General features: G+C 60.4%; 16 protein-coding genes and 2 pseudogenes. 9 read left to right on the top strand and 9 right to left on the bottom strand.

Annotation, left to right across the window (positions count from 1 at the left end):
- Positions 1-339, top strand: a pseudogene (locus ATB1_RS17305) (alkaline phosphatase); the annotation flags it as partial.
- A 461-nt stretch (positions 340-800) separates the two neighbouring features.
- On the opposite strand, the gene ATB1_RS23560 reads toward ATB1_RS17305, so the two are convergent.
- Positions 801-1,145 (bottom strand): hypothetical protein, encoded by a 345-nt coding sequence (locus tag ATB1_RS23560; RefSeq protein ID WP_241768329.1) that lies wholly within the window; start codon positions 1,143-1,145, stop codon positions 801-803.
- 111 nt (positions 1,146-1,256) lie between these two features.
- Entirely contained in the window at positions 1,257-1,601 is a 345-nt protein-coding gene (locus ATB1_RS17295; protein WP_052368103.1) for a hypothetical protein, read from the bottom strand.
- A 102-nt stretch (positions 1,602-1,703) separates the two neighbouring features.
- On the opposite strand from ATB1_RS17295, the gene ATB1_RS17290 reads away from it, so the two are divergent.
- Complete coding sequence (locus tag ATB1_RS17290; protein ID WP_042665898.1) at positions 1,704-2,168, top strand: bacterio-opsin activator domain-containing protein; 465 nt, start codon at positions 1,704-1,706, stop codon at positions 2,166-2,168.
- A complete protein-coding gene (locus tag ATB1_RS17285) occupies positions 2,159-2,362 on the top strand; it encodes a helix-turn-helix domain-containing protein (protein WP_042665895.1) in 204 nt (67 codons plus the stop codon). Before ATB1_RS17290 ends, ATB1_RS17285 begins: the two co-directional genes overlap by 10 nt.
- A 49-nt stretch (positions 2,363-2,411) precedes the next feature.
- Here ATB1_RS17285 and ATB1_RS22565 read toward each other — a convergent pair whose 3' ends face one another.
- Positions 2,412-2,588, bottom strand: a complete 177-nt coding sequence (locus tag ATB1_RS22565) for a hypothetical protein (protein WP_198526139.1) — start codon at positions 2,586-2,588, stop codon at positions 2,412-2,414.
- Between the two features lie 169 nt (positions 2,589-2,757).
- Here ATB1_RS22565 and ATB1_RS17280 point away from each other — a divergent pair, with 169 nt between their 5' ends.
- Positions 2,758-4,149: an ATP-binding protein gene (locus tag ATB1_RS17280; protein ID WP_042665894.1), complete on the top strand. Its 1,392-nt coding sequence runs from the start codon at positions 2,758-2,760 to the stop codon at positions 4,147-4,149.
- Positions 4,150-4,190: 41 nt separating this feature from the next.
- Here ATB1_RS17280 and ATB1_RS17275 read toward each other — a convergent pair whose 3' ends face one another.
- The 3 genes from ATB1_RS17275 to ATB1_RS17265 all read right to left on the bottom strand — a co-directional run bounded on the left by ATB1_RS17275 (position 4,191) and on the right by ATB1_RS17265 (position 5,879).
- On the bottom strand, positions 4,191-4,634 hold the full coding sequence (locus tag ATB1_RS17275; RefSeq protein ID WP_042664611.1) for a hypothetical protein: 444 nt from the start codon (positions 4,632-4,634) through the stop codon (positions 4,191-4,193).
- Positions 4,631-4,903: a PQQ-binding-like beta-propeller repeat protein gene (locus tag ATB1_RS17270; RefSeq protein WP_042665892.1), complete on the bottom strand. Its 273-nt coding sequence runs from the start codon at positions 4,901-4,903 to the stop codon at positions 4,631-4,633. Before ATB1_RS17270 ends, ATB1_RS17275 begins: the two co-directional genes overlap by 4 nt.
- A gap of 118 nt (positions 4,904-5,021) precedes the next feature.
- A complete protein-coding gene (locus tag ATB1_RS17265) occupies positions 5,022-5,879 on the bottom strand; it encodes a PQQ-binding-like beta-propeller repeat protein (protein ID WP_042665891.1) in 858 nt (285 codons plus the stop codon).
- Positions 5,880-6,267: 388 nt separating this feature from the next.
- Here ATB1_RS17265 and ATB1_RS23980 point away from each other — a divergent pair, with 388 nt between their 5' ends.
- The 4 genes and pseudogenes from ATB1_RS23980 (at position 6,268) to ATB1_RS19985 (ending at position 15,237) form a co-directional block, all read left to right on the top strand.
- Entirely contained in the window at positions 6,268-6,390 is a 123-nt protein-coding gene (locus ATB1_RS23980) for a hypothetical protein (RefSeq protein ID WP_256477161.1), read from the top strand.
- Positions 6,391-7,614 carry an RNA-guided endonuclease TnpB family protein gene (locus ATB1_RS17260; protein ID WP_042664602.1) on the top strand — a complete coding sequence of 408 codons (1,224 nt, stop codon included), beginning with the start codon at positions 6,391-6,393 and terminating at the stop codon, positions 7,612-7,614.
- Between the two features lie 12 nt (positions 7,615-7,626).
- Positions 7,627-7,929: pseudogene (locus ATB1_RS17255) on the top strand (PIN domain-containing protein); the annotation flags it as partial.
- A gap of 618 nt (positions 7,930-8,547) precedes the next feature.
- Positions 8,548-15,237, top strand: coding sequence for a PQQ-binding-like beta-propeller repeat protein (locus ATB1_RS19985; protein ID WP_128081499.1), 6,690 nt, complete (start codon positions 8,548-8,550; stop codon positions 15,235-15,237).
- Positions 15,238-15,260: 23 nt separating this feature from the next.
- Here the strand turns inward: ATB1_RS19985 and ATB1_RS17245 are convergent, their stop codons facing one another.
- From ATB1_RS17245 to ATB1_RS23555, 3 genes are all read right to left on the bottom strand, one after another.
- Positions 15,261-15,776 (bottom strand): DUF21 domain-containing protein, encoded by a 516-nt coding sequence (locus ATB1_RS17245; RefSeq protein WP_052368002.1) that lies wholly within the window; start codon positions 15,774-15,776, stop codon positions 15,261-15,263.
- A 188-nt stretch (positions 15,777-15,964) separates the two neighbouring features.
- The gene (locus tag ATB1_RS17240; protein ID WP_241768247.1) at positions 15,965-17,470 is read right to left on the bottom strand and encodes a PAS domain-containing sensor histidine kinase; all 1,506 of its coding nucleotides are present in this window, start codon (positions 17,468-17,470) and stop codon (positions 15,965-15,967) included.
- 156 nt (positions 17,471-17,626) lie between these two features.
- Positions 17,627-20,953 (bottom strand): ZmpA/ZmpB/ZmpC family metallo-endopeptidase-related protein, encoded by a 3,327-nt coding sequence (locus ATB1_RS23555; protein WP_241768328.1) that lies wholly within the window; start codon positions 20,951-20,953, stop codon positions 17,627-17,629.
- A gap of 352 nt (positions 20,954-21,305) precedes the next feature.
- On the opposite strand from ATB1_RS23555, the gene ATB1_RS17225 reads away from it, so the two are divergent.
- A complete protein-coding gene (locus tag ATB1_RS17225) occupies positions 21,306-22,439 on the top strand; it encodes a PAS domain-containing sensor histidine kinase (RefSeq protein ID WP_052368099.1) in 1,134 nt (377 codons plus the stop codon).
- The last annotated feature ends 1 nt before the right edge of the window (position 22,440 follow it).

The following is a 22,440-nucleotide window of genomic DNA, read 5'->3' as shown; positions in this document are numbered from 1 at the left end:
GTCAACAACCGAGACTTCTCGGTCGACATCGAGGCGGCCATCGAAGACGGTGACGCGCCCGCCGGCGCTGCCGGCGACCTCGGCCCGGAGGGGCTGGACTTCGCGACCGCCGAAGAGAGCCCGATTGACGACCCGCTCGTCTTCGTCGGTCACGAAATCAGCGGCACGACGGCGATATTCCGCGTGACGAGCGACACGAGTGCAGACGTCGCGGTGGGGTCGTGCAGCGCCGACTCCGACGCACCGGGGAACGGGCGCAAGAAGGGACACGATAAGGGCCGTGGCAATGGGCGCAAGAATGGACACGACACGGACCGTGGCAACGGCCGCGGGTCGTGAGCTAACGGCGTCGACTGCGGGTCAGTAGCGGGCGCGGCAGATACGCACGGCGAGCGCCTCGGGGGTGGATGGCACGCGACGCTGTCCGTGGTGACGAGCGACTCCGCGTCGCGAATCACGTGGCCCCGAGGTGGGTCACTCAGGCGGTGCTCACCACCGTGAGCCCACGGTGGTTGGCTTGCGGGCTTTCGGGCTACACGTTGTTTGTTATGTCAGTAAACCGAGACGGGTTTTTCGACCCCGCGAACCGCCGTTTCACGGCCGTGAAACGGCCCGACATCGCTGTGAGAACGGTGTTCCGGGTGGACACCGATAGTTCGATATTGGCTGTGGCAGTCGGTACCGTCGTTCACTCGACTCAGTGTCTGTCGTTGTCGAAGAACAGGCGCTGTGTTCACGGTTCGATGCGGTCGCCAATAAGTGGTTTCGCGTACTCTTCGGCGAGGCCCCATGACTGGGAGTTAGCGAGCAGTGGCGTTGAACTCCATGCCGAGTTCGTCGATCACCTCCTCGATTCCCGTCGTCATCTTTCGGAGGACCTTCTGTTCCGAGCCGAACGTCAAATTGAAAATCCCGCTTGCGCCGCCACCGACGATGACCTTGAGGAAACACGTCGTCTCAGTCTGTTCTTCGAGGATAATCGTCGCCTGCATATTCGAGTTGGTCCGCCAAAATTCGTATTTCTCAATCAGCAACACCGCGAACCCATCACCCGTGTGGGCTTCCGCCGGAGAAAATCGCTCAGTTAGCGCGTCTGTGAGTTCCGCATAGTGGCGACCCGTGACAGTATAACTCGCGACTTTCATACTGGATCATCTCAATGAGTATACAAAATTGGTGGACTTCGTCAACCTCGGCTGCGACCAGTCCAGCGGACACAAAGAAGAGCCGCCGTCTGTCCGACCGGTCGTGGGGCCTCAGGAGTCGCGGGGTTCGAGTGCCGACACCTGTTCCAGCAGTTGTTCGAGCTGTGGGGATGGCCGATACCGGACACACCCGCTTCGCCGGTCGTGTTCGATGACGCCCGCGTTGACGAGTTTCGGCAGCGAGACGTGGTGCAGACACCGTTCGATTCGTGCTCGATCGCCGTCACCCGCTCGCTCGACGAGAGACTGGACGAGTTCCTCGACAGTCACAGTGGCTTCGTCCGCGTCACGGAGACAGTACAGGACGTGGCGCCGACGCTGCTTTGCGATGACGCCGCAAAGCTCCCCAAGTCGATCAGCGTCCTGCTGCGACGACGGCACGTCGAACGTAGACATCTGAGGGTTGTTCTATCGGGAACGGAATGAGTCCCCTGCCTGAGCCTCCCGGGTGTTTATCCGTGACCGTCACATTTTATCATCTAGTGAGGGATGGTACCAATGCTCATAGCAGAATTCACAATCGACCATCCGATCTTGCTCACGCCGTTACGGGAGATACCCGACATTGAGGTCGAATGGGAAGAGACGTATCGGGGGCCAGACGACCGGACGCAGATGCTTTTTTCGGTGCGGAGCGACGACTTCGCGGCGGTCGAGCGGGCGCTCGCTGACGACCGCTCAGTCACGAATCCAACCGTCTTGGACGATACCGGAGACCGTCGATTCTACCGGGTGGACTTCACTCCGGTCGGAGACGAGACGAATCTCATGCCCGAGTTCATCTCGGTCGGGGGCGTCCTCCAGCGTGCGGTCGGGAGCAACAATGGGTGGCGGTGTCTCGCCCGGTTTCCGAGTCGAGACGCGTTCAGACACATCATGCAGTTCTGTCGTGACCACGAGATCGACATCTCCGTCAAGCGACTCTACGAGGAGACATACCAGGACGGACCAGTGTGTCGCTGACGGACGCCCAACGAGAGCTGCTGGTCGAAGCGGCTGCGTGTGGATATCTAGAGATTCCGCGGACGTGTTCGCTGGCCGACCTGGGAGACCGACTTGACATCTCAGATAGTTCGGCGTCCGAACGGTTTCGCAGAGGCGTAAGGCAACTCATCCAGCAGACGGTGCTCAACGAGTCGACGTCTGCACAGGAGTGAGGGCGTCGGGAGTCCGCTTGGGTTCACGTGCCTCCCCGTGTGCGCCGGATCAGCTGTCGACGACGTTCTCGAAGACGACTGCCCCAACGAGGTACACCGGCCCCAGATACAGAATCGCCATCACGGGAAGCACGATGAATATCGGTGTGTGACCATCTCCAGTCTCGTATACCTGTGCAGCCAACAGGACGACGATCAAGCCGAGGAAGAAGTCCGTCCGGTCCATGGGCTGTCTTGGAGCGGGCCTTCTGTTAGGTGTGGTGTCCATGCTGTCACAGTCCGCTCGTGGTGGGGGGTACGCCCAAGATGATACTTTAGAGTATCATACTTTAGAGTATCATACTTCAAAGTACGGTTACCGATAGTACTATTCAATTGGGCGTCGAGAGATCGATATGCACACGTTCGTGAACCGGACCGAGGAACTCACACGGTTACACTCACTCTACGAGTCCGAGCGCGCGGAACTCGCAATCGTGTTTGGACGACGGCGACTCGGGAAAACAGCACTCGTCAAACAGTCGCTCGCGGAGTACGACGACGCCATCGTTTACCAGGCAAAGCAAAAAACGCGTGCACTACAACTCGAGCAGTTCATCGACGTCGCCGCAGATACCTACCCCGGACTCTCGCGAATTCGCGAAGATTGGGAGTCTGTTCTCGGCTATCTCGCCGACCAGGACGCGATTGTTGTTCTTGATGAGTTTCCATACCTTGTCGAGCAAGACGAAAGCCTTCCATCAGTCTTACAGGCGCTTTTCGACCACGAACTCGATGACGCCGAATCGACGGTCGTACTCGTCGGGTCGTCGATCAGCATGATGGAAGAAGCCGCACTCCTCGGAAACAGCCCGCTGTATGGGCGGTCGTCACTCAAACTCGATATCAGACAACTACCGTTCGATGCGGCAATGGAGTTTTTCGACGAGACGTACTCGCCAACAGAACGCGTGTTGACGTGGAGTGTGTTCGGTGGGGTTCCGTACTACCTCGAAGAGGTGGAACCAGACGCATCACTCGGTGCGAATATCCATCGAACGATTCTCTCTCGGCATGGAACGCTCCACAACGAACCAGACTACGTGCTCCGGATGGAACTCACAGAACCGACGCGATATTTCTCAATTCTCGAAGCGATTGCTGGAGGAAACACGAGCCGAAACGAGATTGCGGGGACGACTGGAATTGCGTATAATCAACTCTCGAAGTATCTGAATCGTCTGTCGCGGCTTCGTCTCATTGACCAGCACGTCCCAATCACCGAACAGAAAACCCGCAGTAAGCGCAGCCGGTACCGTATCCGCGACCCGTTCTTCCGGTTCTGGTTCCACTTCGTCTATGGCTCGGATGGACAGTATGATGCGCTTGGTGAAGATGCATTCGAGACGCTTATCGAACCAGCACTCCCGGACTTCGCTTCGAGTTCGTTTGAGGCACTATGCTGTCGTGCCCTCCGAGAGCTGTATCCAGACCAGACGATTACGAAGACCGGTCAGTGGTGGTACGGCGAACACGAAATTGATGTTGTCGGATTCGCGACCGATGGAACGTTGATCGTCGGTGAGTGTAAGTTCCAACAGTCACCACTCGGATACGACGCCTTCTCCAGCCTCCAGCAACATACGGCAGAGCTCCGATGGACACCGGATGACGGTGGCTCTCGTACAGAATCCTATGCGCTGTTTTCCCGGAGTGGATTCACACAGTCGGTGCTGGAAGTAGCTGCAGAGCGTGACGATGTGCAACTGTTCACCATTGACGACGTCGTTGCAGCCGTGGGCCGTTGATTCCCTCTTCGGTGGCGTGACTGTTGGGAATCGCACCGTTCTTACTCTCTCGGACGCGTGAGCAGCACCTCGACGACGCGGCTCCACTCGACTTCGAACGCGACGGCGTACGCAATGCAGAACGCGCCCAGCCAGGAGAGCCCGGTCTGCAGCGTCGGATACAGCGCACCGACGTGTCCGTCTCCACCCCCAACGAGGGTGGTGACTGCGGTCCCGATCACAAACGCAACCACGGTGAAGCCCGTCAGCTGTCGGTAGCTGGGTTGGTGGGCGCTGTTGACGAGGACTGCAACGACGAGCGCCACGACGACAGTCGAGACGATTGTGGGGCGCACAATCGGGGTCGGACCGAACGCGTGCTGGACCGTCGCACTCACACCGATGCCGAGCGAGTACTGAAGGATAAGCAGGAAGACGACGCCGCGTCCCACTTGCTGGGCGTACGTCGACACCGCAGTCTCGGCGGGCGACGCGGCGTCGCTCACGAGTCTCCCTCCTCGGGGGCGACGTAGCCACGGACCGACTGATGGGTTCTGACGTAGAGGTTGCCGTCGGCGCTCGCCATGCCGTCGGGCGTCGACGCCGGGAGCGCGTGCCGAAACCGCGTCGAGCCGTCGGTCGTGTCGAGCGCGATGATGGCGTCGTCGCCGGGGACGTACAGCGTCTCACCAGCGATGACCGGCGGGACGAACGGGGTGACGTCGCCGACCGACACCGACCACTGTCGCGTGCCGGTCGTCGCGTCAACTGCCATGCGACGCCGCCACCGACGCCGTACACCCGCTCGCCGTCGGTGACCGGCGAGATCGATTCGGCACGGTCCACGATCGGCGTCTGCCACTCGACGCTCCCGTCGGTGGCCGCGAACGCAGTCAGCCGCGACCCACCGGCGTAGACGCGCCCCCGGCTAATCGCGGGAAGCGCGAACGCTCGAACGTCGGTGCGTCGGCGGTCGTTCGCCAGTCGACGGAGCCATCGACCGGGTCGCGGCCGACCAACTGCCGGTTGTCGCCCTGTGCTGTGGTTCCGGTGAGTAACAGCGGGGCGTCCACGTGGCCCTCCGTGCCCGACGCGAACGCGAGTGGGACCTCGGCGGTCGGCCGTGCCCAGCGCTCGAAACTCGTCGACTGATCGAGGGCGACGAGGTGGTCCTCGGACCCGCGAGAGACACCGACGACGACGAGGTTGCCGACCGGGAGGACGTGCTCGAAACTACTCGTCGTCCGAAACGCCCACGTCGACTGCCCGCTTGTGGCGTCGAGTCCGTATAGTGTCACCCCACCGACGACGTACAGGTGGTCGCCACTGACGGTCGGTCCCGTCTGGAGGAACTCGAACGGGGCGCGGCTGGTGAGGACGCTCGGCGCGTTCTCACGGGGACGCACCCAGTCGGGTCGGCCGTCCGTACTCGCGAGCGCCCGCACCGCATAGCGACCGACGATGTACACTCGGTCGTTCGTCGCCACCAGTCCGGGAGAGACGACGTTCGCGGACTCGACGGGCTGTCGCCACGCCTCGACGAGACCGTCTTGGGGGCCGGGCTGTGGTTGAAAGCCGGTGCGCCGGGGCGTCCGCTTCGCCATCGGCCACTCGCCTGCGGGGACTCGGTGTTCGAGACTGAGCGGGGGACGAACGGCACCCGTCCCGAACACCGCCCCGAGGCCGATCGAGGCAGCCCCGCCCAGTATGGCCAGCAGGCCGCGGCGTGAGACGAGCGATTCGGAGGGCATACTCGTCGGTTCTCTCTGTCGGGGTATAGTGTCTGTCGTTGTTGTTGACATGACTGCGGCTCCATGGTGTTCGCTCGGAGTCCGTGCGGTGCTGTTCAGATAGGTGTAGCAGTTGTGTGAGACCGATTCGGTTCTCGTGGCGGTCGCTCAGCCACGCCGGGACTTCGATACCGACCACCTGAGGAGGACCACACTCGTGCTGTCGGTCGTCGAACAAGAGTCAAATTTACCTGAATTGAGGCGCTAAGGCCCCTTCCTCAAGGAGCAACCGAAGGGAGCGAGTAGGGAGGGGATACAGCGCCGCACAGTTCTCATACACGATTCGGTGGCAGGCCCACAGGCCCACGCAATCGCAACGCTTATTTGTGTACTTTGTGTATATTGTGGCGTGGCAACACGCAAGAACATCTCTATCCGTGACGACCAAGCCGAGTGGATTGAGGAGAACCATCTTAACCTCTCGTCGTTCGTCCAAGAGAAACTTGACGAACTCATCGAAGAACGCTCGTAGATGAACTACAACTACAGGTATCGGCTGCGACCGTCCGACGCTCTCGAAGAACAGTTAGCGTGGACTGTCGATACCTGTAGGCAGGTCTACAACCACTTCCTCCACCGACTCAACCGAACCGACAACACTTCGGCATACAGCGAACAGAAGCTCCTTCCGAATCTTAAGAAGTGGTGGAACGACCTGAAACAAGTTCACTCGAAGGTTCTCCAGAAAGTCGTTCAGCGATTGTACGACAACCTCTCAACACTTCGCGGTCGCAAAGAGAACGGCTACCACGTCGGCACTCTCAACTGGAAGGCACCGGGCGAGTACCGCAGTTTCACCTACAGTCAATCCGGCTTCAAGCTCAAAAACACGAGCGGTCGGACCAAACTGTGGCTCTCGAAACTCGGGGAAATCCCGCTCACCTTCCACCGCGACCTGCCCGACGACGCCGAAATCAAGACGGTCACAATCAAGCAGGAACCAACCGGGAAGTGGTACGCCATTCTTGGTGTCGAAACGCCTGAGTCCCCACCAGCGAAGCCTGAAAACCCCGAGAAGTGCGTCGGCATCGACGTTGGAATTTGCAAGTATGCTCACGACACGGACGGAACGGCGGTCGAATCCCCCGACCTTTCCGACGAGCGCGAACGCTTGGAACGGGCACAACGTGCCCTCTCACGGAAGGAACACGGCTCTGCAAATTGGGAGAAACAACGCCGGGTCGTAGCCGAGCGTCACGCCGACCTCAAGCGAAAGCGGCGGGATTTCCTCCACAAGTTGTCGAACTACTACGCCACCGAGTACGATTTGGTAGCCGTGGAGGACTTGGACGCACAGGGGTTGGTGGAACTGCCGGGCAACTCACGGAACCGAGCAGGCGCGGCGTGGGGAACGTTCCTGCGGATGCTCGAATACAAGTGTGCACGCGAAGGCACACATTTCGTTGCCGTAGACCCGAGCGGGACGACCAAGGAGTGTGCGTCGTGCGGCGGTTCGACCGAGAAACCGCTGTGGGTGCGCGAACACTCGTGTCCAGCGTGTGGATTTGAGGCGGACAGGGACGCGAACGCGGCGTGGAATATCCTTTCTCGCGGTCTTGAAGATGTAGGAGAGGGACGCTCCGAATCAACGCCTGTGGAGACTGCGCTTCCTGTGGACACCGATTCGGTGTCTGCAAAGCGCGTCGTAGAAGCAGGAAGCCCCACCCTCAAGCGCGAGCCGTCAGGCGAGCGGTAGGGTGGGGTAGTTCACGTTCTAGCGGAGACACTCAATGGATTGACGACACACGCCGGACACGATGCGGCCGTCGATTTCTTAGATCGACTCGAAGAAAACGCACGGTTCCATATTGCGTCGGTGAACTCCGATGCGACTGCGACCGCAAAAGCGCTCTTCAGACGCCACCGTCAACTCTCGTTCGTCGATGCGTGTATTGTTGCGTATATGCAGACCCGAGGCTTGGGATATCTCTACGCGTTTGACGATGATTTTGACGCTCTAGACGGTGTCTACCGACTCGAGACGGCGACAGACCCACACTCCCCGGACTGACTACTTGAGCGCTGTTGGAATCCTCAGCCGCTGATAGGTTACAGGACGCCGTTGGTGTGCAACTGTTCACCATCGACGACGTCGTTGCAGCCGTGAGCCGTTGATTCCCTCCTCGGTGGCGTGACTGTTGGAAATCGCTCCGTTCTTACGCTCTCGGACGCGTGAGCAGCACCTCGACGACGCGGAGTCGCTCACGAGACACTCTCAAGGAGCGACCCCCATCAGCAGTGAGCGAGTGGAGTGAGGAACCCCCCTGGACACCACAGGTTTATCTCAAGCCACTAATACGAATCACCTACCAGCGGAATCAGTTTCGAGGCGGCGACTCGTGCGTTCGAGTTGAACCTCCCTTGCGGCAAGCAAATCCAACCTGACTCATATGACTCGATCAGCACTCTCGCAGTTCGGTGTCGTTGCATTGGTAACACTCGTAATCGTTTCGACGGTCGCTGCCCCGCTCACCGCAGCCTCTGTTGTGGACGCAGCACCAACGCGGGCGGCAACCGACCTCGGCACGACGGACACGGTCGGCCAGACTACCACCGGGATCGCACAAACTGCAGATATCTCTCCCCCCAAAGCCAGACGTTCGCACCCGGCGGTGTGTATCCGGTCGTCGTGACCATCGATATCGGTTCTGGGTCATTTCTCAGCTCGAACCACGTCGAGGACCCAACGCTTGATCTGACTGTCGAGGGCGACGCCACCATCGAGAGCATCCAACCAACAGAGTACGATACGATTACCGACGAAAGCGAGACAACCGCTTCACTGTCGGCCACGGATTTCTTCCGAACCGCAACTTCCCAAACTGCTGTTGTCCTCGTCGAGGTTCCCGAATCGGCCGACGGCGGCTCAGTATCGGTGACTGCAGAACCCGGCGATGGCGGCGGAGCGGTGAGTTCGACCACGGCGACCTACAACGTTACCAGCCAAGCGAGTACGTGGGACGCGATGAATGGGTCGGCCAACGCTCGGGCCACGCTCGCATCCTCGTACCAAGCGAGTTACGACCGCCTCCTCTACAGCGAACCGTGGAACGAAACCGTCCAAACATCGATGCGCGACGGCTTCAGTACAGTCATCACCGAAGAGACAAAAGGAGCGGTTCTCGGATCGGTACCGGGAGTCGGCACCGCCTTGCAGGCGAGAGATGCATATCAAGTCGCGACTGGCAACTATGACGGTGGAACTGCCGGCCAAATTGCCGCTGTCAACCAGAAACTGAAGAACGACCTTGATGCGCGAATGACCCGCGATGACGTCCGTCGTGCGGGCAACAGCTCTGCGTTACTGGCCGAACTCGAACGGTTGTACGAACAGGAACAGGTCGCTTGGGAGGAGCAAGATCGCGAGCGGCTCAGGGAGGTCATCCTCCGTCAGCGGGCAGTTCTCGTGGACGCGTGTCTCAGCCGAGTATCAAGCAATCCATATGCGGGCAGTTACGACACGTGCCTTGCTGTCGAGAGTGACGAACAGCGGACTGCTAGCCTGTCGAGCACCGAATTTGGTGACTCGAACGGTGCGATGGCACAGTACTTCGGTTCATTGGAACGCTTCTCCTATGAAGAATACGAACGAGCGGATCGTCGACTCGATCTGATTAAGGAACCAAACCCAAGCGTCCGCCTCACCGAGGATCCGGCGACGATCGAAGAGCGGCTGGGCGAACTGAAGGTCGATGAAACGACAACTGTGACGTTCGTAGTTTCGAATGCGCGCGGTGCTGGCGTCTCCGGAGAGCGGAGCTACCTCTCGCTATCTCACGGTGAGAACATCTCCGTAGCGGACGTGACGCCCCTAACCGACGCTGGCGCGAACGTCTCAGTTCAACGGACCAGCCCGGGCAGCGAAGCGGTCAACGCCAGCGGCGAGACGATAACGCTTGATCACCATCTCATCGACATCCGAAGTCAGTACAAACCCGGCGACGAGCGCACGTTCCGTGTGACCGTCGAGAAGACGGACAACGGGACTGGATGGCTGTCCTACCGCGCCGCGTTCCAGCCGTTCCTCGTCGAGGAGGGCCTCTCTAATGCCGAAGCGCAGGCTGCGTACGCTCGTATGCCGACCTCGGGCCCCACGGACCAGCAGGACTGGCCGGTTCGCACGCTCTCGACGAACGGATCGGTCGAACCGCCGCTGCCAGTAATCGACGTCTCGTCCAATGTACTGACAGGCGAACCCGTCGAACTCAACGCGAGTGGGACGACCGCGGACGATTCGATTGAATCGTACGAGTGGGCGATCGACACCGACGGTGACGGGACGACCGAAACGACGACGACAGGTGTGACGTCGAGTGTTACGTTCGACGCCGCAGGCACGGCGCAGGTCGAACTGACTGTCAGGGACGCCGCAGGCCGGACCGCCACATCGTCGACGGCCGTCGACGTCGCCAACGCGACGGTGGCAGCGCGGACGACAGACATCGGGGTTGCTGTGGACCGGACGTACCCCGAACCGGGCGACTCGCTGACGTTCGACGCGCCCGCAGACGTTTCAGATCCCTCGTGGTCGGTCATCCGCGGGGACACCGCGGTCGACGCTGGAAGTGGCGGAACGTTCGCAACCACGCTCGACGAGGCGGGTGTCTACGAAGTGACGCTGTCAGGAGTAATCGACGGCCGCTCTGTCTCCGTGACGCGCGTTGTCGACGTTGCGACCCGTGAGGAGCGCGTGGCCGAACCGTCGGTGTCGGTGTCCGCGCCGTCGAGTGCGGATCCTGACGAACCGATCACGATCGACGCGGCCGAGTCGACGCACCCACACCCCGATCGAGAGATCAGTGAATTCGAGTTGCTCGTGGATGGGTCGCTAGTAGCGACTGCATCCGACGGGATGTTCGAGTACGCGTTGACGACGAGTGGGGAGCACGAACTCGGTGTTCGGGCCACCGGGAGCGCGGGCAACGTCACGACGGTACGACGGACCGTCACCGTCAATACGCGTTCGGATTCGCCGACCCCGGTGATCGATATCTCACCCACAGCACCAGTAGCGGGTGAGACGCTCACGCTTGACGCGAGCGGGTCGACAGCCGCAACGGCGATCCAATCTTACGAGTGGGCGTTCTCGAATGGAGAGACAGCCACCGGTGAGACGGTCACCCGTGAGTTCGAAGCTGGCGAGTATACCGTCGAATTGCAGGTGACGGACTCGGAGGGACGCACAGCGACCACGGACGCGACGATTTCGGTTGGTGACCCACAGTTCTCGCAGTCGCCGACCGCGGTGTATGTTGGGTTGACATCCGGTTCGGTTCTCGCTGTGGACGCGGCCACGGGTGAGGAACGCTGGTCGGTTGAGACGGACGATGCCGTTGTGTCCTCGCCGACGGTCGCAAACGGAACGGTCTACGTTGGCTCACGGGCGTCGATTAGCTTTGATGACTCGCTGTACGCCCTCGACGCGGAGACCGGTTCCACGCAGTGGACCTTCAGCACCGACAATGATGGAGTCGTCTCATCGCCGACGATTGTCAACGGGACGGTCTATGTTGGGTCCCAATCGTTGTGGGGGCCTGGCCTTCACGCGCTGGACGCCGCGACCGGTGCAGAGCGGTGGGCACGGGATATCGGCCCGATCGATGGCTCCCCGACGGTAGCCGATGACGTGCTGTACGCCGAGACAGGAGACCAGTCAGTGGCTGCGGTCAATGCGACGACCGGTGAGACGCACTGGGCAACCGACGTTGGAAGCCCTGTCAGTTCATCACCAACACTAGCAGGCGAGACAGTCTACGTCGGCACGATCGACAATACGCTCACCGCGATCGACGCGGAAACGGGTGCCATCCGCTGGTCGTTCGAGACCAGTCTTCGCGGTGATGTCGAATCCTCACCGACGGTCGTTGACGGCACGGTGTACGTCGGCACGAATAACAACTCCCTGTACGCAGTCGACGCAGCGACTGGACAAGCGGAGTGGAACGTCGAGACGGGAGGTGCGGTTTCCTCCTCGCCGACAGTCGCGAATGGCACCGTCTACGTGGGCTCCGAAGGCGATTCTCTGTACGCGGTTGATGCCGCAACAGGTGATCTAACGTGGACGTATACGGCAGATGGGCCAGTGACCGCGTCTCCGACGGTCAGTAATGGAACGGTCTACATCGGGTCGGAGGCGGGGACGTTGTACGCGATTGACGCATCGGCCGGTGACTCGACGTGGGCGATCGAGACAGGTAGTGCGATCCGATCGTCTCCAACAGCCGTTGCGGATGTTGAAGCCGGCGATAGTGTCGGGTCACGGGTTGGACTCGGCACGCTCGGACATACAGACCGGTGGGCCGACAAACACCACGTCGACATCGATCCTGACGAACCCATCCCGGCGTTCATCCCGAATCGAACCGACCTCATCGCGGGGGACACAGTCCAGTTCGATGCATCCAACTCACGTTCGGTCGTCGGAATTGCAACCTACAACTGGAGCTTCGGCGATGGTTCGACGAACGCGGCCGGGTCCGCGTGGACTGAGCACACGTACGACTCGGCTGGAAACTACACGGTGACGCTGACGGTCGTCGACGAGAACGGCCAATCAAATCGGACGGAACGGACACTAACGGTCGCAAAGCCGTTATCGGCGGCGCTGACCGCATCCCGGACGGAAGACATCGACACGCCGGTCGAGTTCGACGCGTCCAACAGTACTGGCGAGATCTCCACCTATGCATGGGATCTTACAGGGGACGGGAGGACCGACGCCACCGGCGAACACGTCGAGTACGCGTATGATACCCCCGGTGAATACGACGTGTCGTTGACGGTCACCAACAACGACGGCCAGCAGCGCACAACGACGGAGACGCTACTCATCGGCGACCCGCTCGAGGCCACCCTCACGGTCCCGTCGCGATCGGTTGACGTGGGTGACTCGGTCAGATTCGAGGCAAACGATTCGATCGGGTCGATTGAGGAGTACCGCTGGTCGGTCGACGGCCAGTCGAAGCAGGGTGAAACGATCACCCACGTGTTCGATCGCGGCGGCACGTACACGGTCGAACTCATAGTTGTCGACGATGACGGCCACACGGCGACGACGACCGCAACGATCACGGTTGACGGCGTTCCGGCCGGGCAAGCGGCGTGGACGTACGCTGCCAGCGACGCGGTCACGTCGTCGCCGACGGTGGTCAACGGAACCGTGTTCGTCGGCAGTCACGATCGTTCTGTGTACGCGCTGGATGCCGACTCGGGTGACAAAAAATGGGAGTACATGACTGAGGTCGACGTGTATTCCTCACCATCAGTAGTCAACGGCACAGTTGCCGTCGCGAGCGGTGGAGACGTATATGCCTTGGATGCCGAGTCGGGCGAGAAACAGTGGGAGTTCGAGACGATCAGTACGATTCACTCCTCACCGACCATCGCGGGTGAGACGGTGTTCGTTGGGAACAGAAACGGCAACGTGTACGCCTTGAACGTCACCACAGGGGCAGTCCGCTGGACGTTCGAGACCGACGGACGAGTCGATTCGTCGCCGGTCATCACCGATGGGACCGTATTTATCGGGAGTAACGACAACCACGTCTACGCACTAGACGCCACGTCGGGCGACCAGCAGTGGGCGTTCGAAACTGGCGCTGCGGTCGAGTCCTCGCCGACAGTTGCCAACGGCACGGTTTACGTCGGGAGCAACGATGATAACGTGTACGCGTTGGATGCCGAGTCGGGTGCACAACAGTGGGCTTTCGAAACAGGGTGGGAGGTCGAATCATCGCCGACGGTCGCCAACGGTTCGCTCTTTGTCGGCAGTAAGGATGGCAACGTGTATGCGCTAGACGCCGACTCCGGCACCGAAGTGTGGACATATGAGACCGGAGATTACCAAGTCGTCTCCTCACCGACGGTGGTCGACGGCACCGTCTTTGTGGGTTCGTCGGACGACAGTGAACCGAGCAGTATGTTTGCACTCAATGCCGAGTCGGGCGAAGTGCGATGGACGTATCCGACCAACATCCGAACGCCCGTCGAGTCGTCGCCGACGGTGGTCGATGGTAGACTCTTCTTCGGTGACAACGACGGTGACGTGTACGCGCTCGGCACTGACGTGAACGGATCGAGTGCGGGTTCTCGTGTGACGCTCGGTGCGCTCGGCCACCATCACGCCTGGGCGAACCGAACAATTGAACTCCAACCACCAGCTTCCGAGTTGACGCTCACCGTCAATCGCAGTGAGCCATCTGTCGGACAGGCCGTCCGTTTCGACGCCACGAACACCACCGAAGGGATCGACCAGTATGCGTGGGACGTCGACGCCGACGGCACCAACGAGTCAACGACGACAAATGGAACCGTTGTCTACACGTACGGCGAGCCCGGGACGTACACCGCGACCGTCACTGCGGTCGGCACGGCCGGCAACGACACTGCGTCGGTCGAACTGACAGTTACCTCAGGTGAGACGGCCGACTTCGACGCAGCAGTCGACGCCCCGTCGACCGTCACGGTCGGCAAGAACATCACCTTCGATGCGAGCAACACGACCGGCGATATCCTCGAATACACGTGGGATACCAACGGCGACGGCGTCGCCGAGGCTGAGACGCGGGGAGCAACATACACTTCCGTGTACGAAAGCCCCGGCACGTATACGGTGACGGTCACAGCAGTCGCCGAGACCGCGGCGGGCGACACCGTGACCGACACGGCAACCACTACTGTCGTGGCCGAAGATGCCGACGCTGACTCCGAGTTGTCCCGGTTTGTCGTGGGAGACCGCGCTGTAGACCCGGGTGAGACAGTCGCCGTCCCGGTAACTGTCGAGAACGCATCGGGCGTGGAGTCATACAGCGCGAACCTGACGTTCGACCCCGCCGTCGCAACGATCGAGGACGTCCAGCTCACGGGGACGGATACGGCAGTCACGATCAACAACGAGACCGGCACCGTTTCGATCGGGGCGGCACTCGACGATGGGGAAGATCCACAGGCGACGCTCGTCTTCGAGCTTACCGCTGCAGCCACGAGTCCGGTCAAAATTCGATCGGCAACCGTGTGGACGGACGACGGAGAACACACACCCGAAACCCAGAACGGCACCGTCACCGGTGGACCGCTCCCACCGATCGGCGATCGGCAACGAGCGCCGACCGATCCGGATGCCGACGGGCTGTACGAAGACGTCAACGGCGACGGGACTGTGACGGTTAGCGATGTGCAGGCGCTGTTCGTCGACCGGAACGACGCTACGATTGAGAACAACACCCACCAGTTCGACTTCAGCGGAAACGGGATGTTCAACATCGTCGATATCCAGCGACTCTTCAACGCGACCAAGCAGGAGGCCTCACCCCGCGAGTGAGAACTTGCAGATCGGACGGCAGCTCACTCGTCGAGATATGGTTTCTCGATCTGTTGGTCGCCACCAATGAGTGCCGTCAGCCATCGCGTGACGATGTCGAACAACGCAACGAGTGGCCTCAGTACGCGTTCGACGTACGAGATTGGGCGGGCGACACGGAGACTCCACGACTCTGCGTGGCCGAGCCCGTAGGATTTCGGCACGATTTCCCCGAACACGAGGACGAGCACACTCACACACAGTGTTGCGATCACGACGGTGTATCCGGGGGGAATGAACCGTGCAACCAGCAGTGTGACGATGCTAGTGATCGCGATGTTGACAAGGTTATTGCCGACCAGCAGCGTGACGAGGAGTCGGTGCGGGTTCGCGCGGAGTTGCTGGAGTGTGCGGCTGTCTTTCGTACTGTCTTCGGTCGCGGGCTGCATATCATCCGGGAGCGAAAAGATCGCTGACTCACTACTGGAAAAGAACGCACTCAGCAACAACAGCAGCACGACAGCGACGAGCGACGGTCCCAAAATCGAGTAGGTATTCATACCACATTCGTACGCTGGTGGGAGTATGAATATCGGTGGTTGAGTGGTGGCGCGTTCGTGTCCGAGTCGACTGGCCCGACCGAGACCGACCAAGCCTGAGCGCTGTGTGTTCCTGTTTCTGTGTCGGTCAGTGCGGACTCCCGCTCACTAAGGAGTTGACTCCTCCACGCCAGGGGGCGCGAAAGCCGTCACTCACTCAGTGCGGCAGGCAACGTGAGCGACACAACGGTTCCTCGAGGGACGTTTTCGTCGATTGAAATACTGCCCCCTAACTGTGTCATCAGCCAATTGACCATCCACAACCCGGTTCCCCGACCATGCAGGAGGGGTTCTTCCGTACCCATCTCGAGAACCTCTTGTTCCATCTCCGGAATGCCCGGGCCTGTATCTGCGACCTGAATACGAACTCGCTCGTTGTCGACTCGGGAGATGGAAACCTCGACTGTCGGTGACGCGTCGTGAGTATGGACAATTGCGTTCTCTATGAGTTCAGTAAGCGCCATCTCGAGGGATTCTTCGTTTCCCTTCACGCCGACTGCTTGTTTTTCGACGTGAATACTTGCAGTGGGATACTGGTCGGTGAACTTCGAGACGAGTCGATCGACAACTGTCGGGACATCGACGTAGTACCGCACCGGACCACGTTCTAACACACGACTCAGCTGCCGGGCATTTTCAGCCAGCTCAACCAACTGCGTCGCGTTGTCAGCAATCTTCGAAAGCATGCGACGACTATCATCAAGTGGAAACGAAGCCGTTTCAGCGAGGTACGTCTCAAGTGGATCGAGTGCTTCCAGTTCTTCTGCCAGTAACTCTGCGTTCCCAATGACGACGCCAAGTGTGTTCCTAATATTGTGCCTGAGAACCCGACTCAACACCATCAACCGTTGGTCACGGATTTTTCGGTCAGTGATATCCTGGATCACGCCCCTGAGAACGGTGGTCTCACCACGTTGTACCCGATCGCCCTTACAGTAGACCCATCGCTCACGTCCTTCGGCAGTAATCAACCGGAGTTCAACACCATACGGTTCGCCGGACGTCAGGCACTGTTGGACCACCTTCTCGATTGTTTGTCTGTCCGCTGGATGGATGAACTTGAAGGCATCCTCTACTGTCGGGTTGTACTCCGGCGAGACATCGTGGATTTGTCTCGTCCCCTGTGTCCACCACAGGTCGTTCGTTTCGGGTATCAGTTCCCACCCACCAATGTCGGATACGAGTTCTGTCTCGGCAAGGTGCTCTGTCGCTCGTCTGAGCTGCTGCGCTGTGTGTTTTTTATCAGTTACGTCTCGCCCAACACCAATCAGACGCTCCGGGTCGTCTCCCTCATCGTAGGTCACTTCCCCCTGTGCAGCGACCCATCGCTCTGTGTCATCGGCAAGGCGGAACTCGGTCACGTAGTGCCCGGTCTCTTCAACTGCGACCTCCAGTGCGTGAACGATGCGCTGTGTGTCTGTCGGATGAACCTGACTCAAAAAGTCATCAAGGTCGGCGATATCTTCGAACACAGTCTGCGAAGGAGGATACAGCGAGACAGCATCCGCAGAAATATCCCAGTCCCAGATGACGGTATCTGTAGCCTGGAGGGCATATGCCATAATCGAGGCCGAGTTATCGCTCAGTCTGTCGTTTGTTGACGATTCACTCTCAAAACCTGTCATGAAGGTTATGTGGACTGCACAGCACTTCAATATTATCCAAGAATACCAGAGCGGAATGAAACTGGCACCAGATGATGTCGGCCACGCGCTGGCGGTTGGACGACGGGTGAGACAAGAACCAGCCACCGGGTCCGGTCATTCACACACAGAGCGACGAACGCTCACGGCGGAGCGCCGCGAGCGATCTCAGGTCGTCGTGTAGAACAATCGCTGGACGTCGACGATGTTGAACACCCCGTTTCCGGTGACATCGAACCGCTCGCGTTGCTCGGTGACCACCTCGCTATCTCGATGGGTGAAAATCGCCTGGACGTCGGAGACAGTGACGGTACCGTCGCCGTTGACGTCTTCGTACACGCCGTCACCATCGGGGTCGGTCGGCGGTGATTCGAAGTCGCCGACCGGGTCGAGTGCGGCGAGTGAGACAGTATCGCCCGTCGTCGAGGAGACGGTGATTTCGTCGCCTCCCTCGGTCGAGACGTTCGCATCCGAGACGCTGACGACTGCCTCACCCTCATCGATGGTCGCCCCGGTTTCGAGTGTGACCGTTGCGAGCGTCGAGGACCCGCTGTCGGTCGATGTCCGGCCGACAACGCTCACCCGCGCTGTCGTGTTGTTGTTACTATAGACGGTGTCAGCGAACGCCGGCGACCCGGTGGTGTTGACTGCCGTTATCGAGAGCCCCGACGCCTCGGGAACCGAAATCGTCGCCTCGTACGCACCGATGTCCGACGAGACGTTTCGCGCAACGAGTTCGGCTGTCGTCGTGCTGTTCGGTCCGACGGGGGCATCGACAGCGGAAATCGCGAGGTCGACTGTCGGCGCAGTCGGCTCGTCGCCGACGGTGAGGGTTTGGGTCAGGTCCGTCTGCGCCCCCGTGTCGTCACTCGCCGACACATCCAGTGTGTACTCGCCGTCGTCCGTGTTGACGTATCGCGTCGTGTAGACGTACGTCGACCCGTCTTGTGTCTCCGAGAACGCATCGAGCGTGATCGTCTCTTGGTATACCGTCTCGGTGCTCGCGAGGACGGCTTCGAGCGAGTCGAGTGACTCATTCGCCGTGACCGTGAGGACGAGGTCACTATCGACCAGTTCGGTCGTCGCGTTGAGCCCGAGTGGCGTCGGTTCGTCGGTCTCGGAGCTCTCGATATGTATCGAGCCGTTGTCGACGGGGTAGTTCGCGTAGTTCTCACCGTTGGTGAACAGTTCCGGGTTTGTGACTTCTATCGGGCTTGTCGACCCGTTCGCACCGGTTGTTTCGAACGTGAGGTTCACCACGGGGTCCTGAAGATAGCCGTCACCCGTGTTCTGGACGCTGAAAAACGCCGTCCCGTTTTCGGTGTCGGTTTCATAGAAGACCGCATGCTCTTCGGCCGTCACACGCTGCAATTCCACGACTGACGGATCGTACGCCACGTTTCCTGCATAGTACACGCCGCCCGAAGCGGGCGACGTCTGCGCTTGGACAGTCACGTCCGTCCCCGTCGGTACCGTTGCGTTCCCGACGGTGAGTCGGAGGTCAGACGCGGTCGCAACGGTGACCGGATAGGTCACCTCTCGTGTCGTCCCATTGCTGGTGACCGTTGCAGTCGCAGTATAGCGGCCGGGGGTCGCGTTCTCCGGCACTCGGAACGCGAATCGTGGATCGGTATACGACCCCGGGCTGAGTTCGTCGAGTTGCCACGAGTAGTCGCTCGTGTTCCATGTTCCACCGGCGGCGTCGGTATCGGTGACCGTCTCACCGGGGAAGTCGGTGAACGCAAGCGAAACCGACGCGGATTCGTCGCCCTCGTTTGTGATCCCGGTTGGGAGTTCCGCGATCCCACCAGGCGGAGCTGTCGCTCCTCCCGGAACGACATCCAGCGTTGGTTCGGAATCCGTGACGGTTATGGCCGCTGTCTGGGTGACAGTCGAGTTATTGATTTCGACGGGGGTGCCGACAGTCGCGGTGTCGGCGTCGCTTCGGTGCAGCATCGCGACGAGCGTCGTGTTCGTCGTGAGTGCATCGAGTGAATCCGATGACGACGCGTCCACGCCCAACCGCACCGGAACGTCGCTGTGGGTACCCGGCGAGAGTCTCGTGGAATTCCCGATCGGTGCTGAAAGCGTTCCATCGGCAGTCCGCTCGTGGACGACCACGTAGAACGGGTCGCCCACTGTCGTCCCATCGTCGGTCACTTCGTACGTGGCGGACTCGACGGTGACCGTCGTGGTCCCGGCCGGAACCGTCTGGTCCGCAATACTGATCGCGGCGGTCTGAGTGTCGCCGCCTTCGTTGTCATCAACAGACGCAAGATAGCTGTCGCCACCCACCCCGACGAGGTCCGGATACGCACCCGAAGTGACCTGCCACGTCTCGGCGAAGTCCAACGCAGTCAGGTTCGACGTCGCCGCCTCGCCCGTCATTGCTGCGGTCGAAAGTCCCACGCTTCCGTTGCCTGCCGCCGCAGAGGTCGCTTGCCCTGACGTCTGTTCGTTCCAGTACGACTCCGTAACCGAACTGCCGTAGTACAGGCCGCCGACGAGTCCGCCGACGGTTGACTCGCCGGTGACGTTCGCCGTCGCGTACGAGTTCGCGACAACGCCGCTTTCGTAGTTGCTCGATCCAACGAGCCCGCCGACGTAGTTCGTGCCGGACACGCGGCCGTGAGCGTGCGTCGCGGTGATGTTCCCCGAGTTATACCCCACGAGGCCGCCAGTCGCGACGCTCGTGTCGTCTGTCGTCCCGACGACGGTCGCGTTCACCGCCGCGCGTTCGATCGTCCCGGGATTCTGTGCGGCGATGCCACCGACGTACGTCCCACCGGTGATACGCCCTGAGACGACCACATCGCTGACGGTTCCCTCGTTTTCACCAACGAGTCCGCCTGCGCTCCCGGGGCTCTCTACTGTGACCGTCGCATCGACGTGTTCGACCGTGCCGCCGTCGGTGGACGCTACCACGCCGGCGACGGTCCCGCTGCCCGAGATCGACCCGCTGACAGTCACCTCGCGGATGACGGTGTCCGTTGTCGACCCGGCGAGGGCGGCCGTGGTGAAGTCGCCAGTGATGGTGGCGTCGGTCAGTCGGAGATTCGTGATCGAACTCTCCGAGGCGTAGCCGACGAGTGCGACGCCACTCGTCGACGGCCGGTCAATCGTCAGCCCCTCGATGGTGTGGTTTTCGCCGTCAATCGTGCCCGTGAACGGCGTCGCGAACGTTCCGATGGGTTCGAATCCGGAGCCGTTGTTCCACGTCGCCGTCTCGGTCGCGTCGATATCCGACCCAAGCACGTAGTGGGCATCGAGGTCGTCGCGAATCGCAGCCAGTCCAGAGGCGTTGGTGATGACGTACGGGTTTACTTCGGTCCCGTTGCCGCTCTGTATTGCGAATGTTGTCTCTGTCGGTTCGAGACTCGATTGTTTCGTGGGCTGTTCTTGGTGGTTAACTGTCGTTGCGCCTGCAATCGGTGCGGTGGCCATGAGCCCGCACAACAAGAGTGCAACCGCGGTCTGTGTGAGTCTGTGTCCCATGTATCAGATTCGAGTCGTGTCTGGTCGTTTCATGTTCGGCAACTCCCTCGTCGCGGCACCGTACGCGTTCGAGCTCGCTGTGAGCCGGCTGTCCCGACCTCACCGGTTGTTGATACGTTTTGTATATGTAAAGTTGTGGGACACCACAGAGTGTGCGCAGTGGTTCGCGTAGTGTGGCAGTTGTAGGGCTGTGAGACCTTCGGTTGGTCGAGCGGGTTGTCTCCGGTGTTTCCAGTGCGCTGCCACGAACGCCGATCTCGTTAGACGACGTCGCCGCGCTCGAAGATCGGTTTCGGCCGCTATTGGATCGGCCGAACATATATCTGAGTGAGTCAACAGTTATGAACCAACAATGACTGAGGGCCGCCAGTCGAGCGAGGAGCACTCGGGCGAGCCCGAGCCAGATCAGTACATACAGAACCTCGAACAGTATCGACGCCGCTTGGATGGCGCGATGTTCGCGGGTGATCTGGCTTGGTGGGAGATGGATGTCGAGACGGGGGCGGTTACCTTCCACGAGAACAAGGCAGACATGCTCGGATACTCACCCGCGGAGTTCGACCACTACGAGGACTTCACGGAACTCGTCCATCCCGACGACCACGAGGGGGCGATGGATGCAATGCGGGATCATCTCGAGGGCCGAGCTGAAAGATACGACACCGAGTATCGGATTCAAACCGCGTCCGGCGAGTACCGCTGGTTCCACGACGTCGGCGGAATTACTGAGCGACGTGACGATGGAAGCCCGAGGAAAGTCACCGGAGTCGTCATCAACATCACCCGCCGGAAGACAGTCGAACAGAACCTCCGTGAGCGGAACGAACAACTGTCGCTCCTCAACCGCATTGTCCGTCACGACATCCGTAACGACATGAGCGTCATCCAAGGGTGGGCCGACGTACTTCGGGACGAACTGTCTCCCGAAAACAGAGACATACTTGCCCGGATACAACGGGCCAGCCGACACACGACCGGGCTCACGGAGGACGTCCGTGACCTGATGACCGTACTCGGTGAGGAGGGGACGACTGTCGAGTTACAGCCAGTCGACGTAGTCCGTGTTATTGAGGACGAAGCCGAGCGAGTCCGCCAGACCTTCGACGACGCCGAGGTTCAGATCCGAAGCGAACAGTCGAGTGTCGACGTCCGGGCGAACGCGATGTTGTCATCGCTTATTGGAAATCTCTTGAGCAATGCGGTCCAACACAACGACGAGAGCGCGCCAAAAATCACGATCGACACCGTCGTTCAAGATGAGTCGGTTATCGTGACCATTGCGGACAACGGCCCGGGGATACCGGACGAACAGCGAGACCGGATTTTCGAGCAAGAGACGAAGGGTCTCAACAGCGATGGAACGGGGCTTGGGCTGTATCTAGTGGGCACGCTCGTCGACATCTACGGGGGAGAGATATCGGCAGCTGACAACGAGCCAAAGGGAACGGTATTCACGATCCGACTTGAACGCGCGCCGGAGCGCTGAC

It is taken from the genome of Haloferax sp. ATB1, assembly GCF_000730175.1.
Note: the sequence above shows the minus strand (reverse complement) of the source record. Positions and strands in the feature narration are given on the sequence as shown.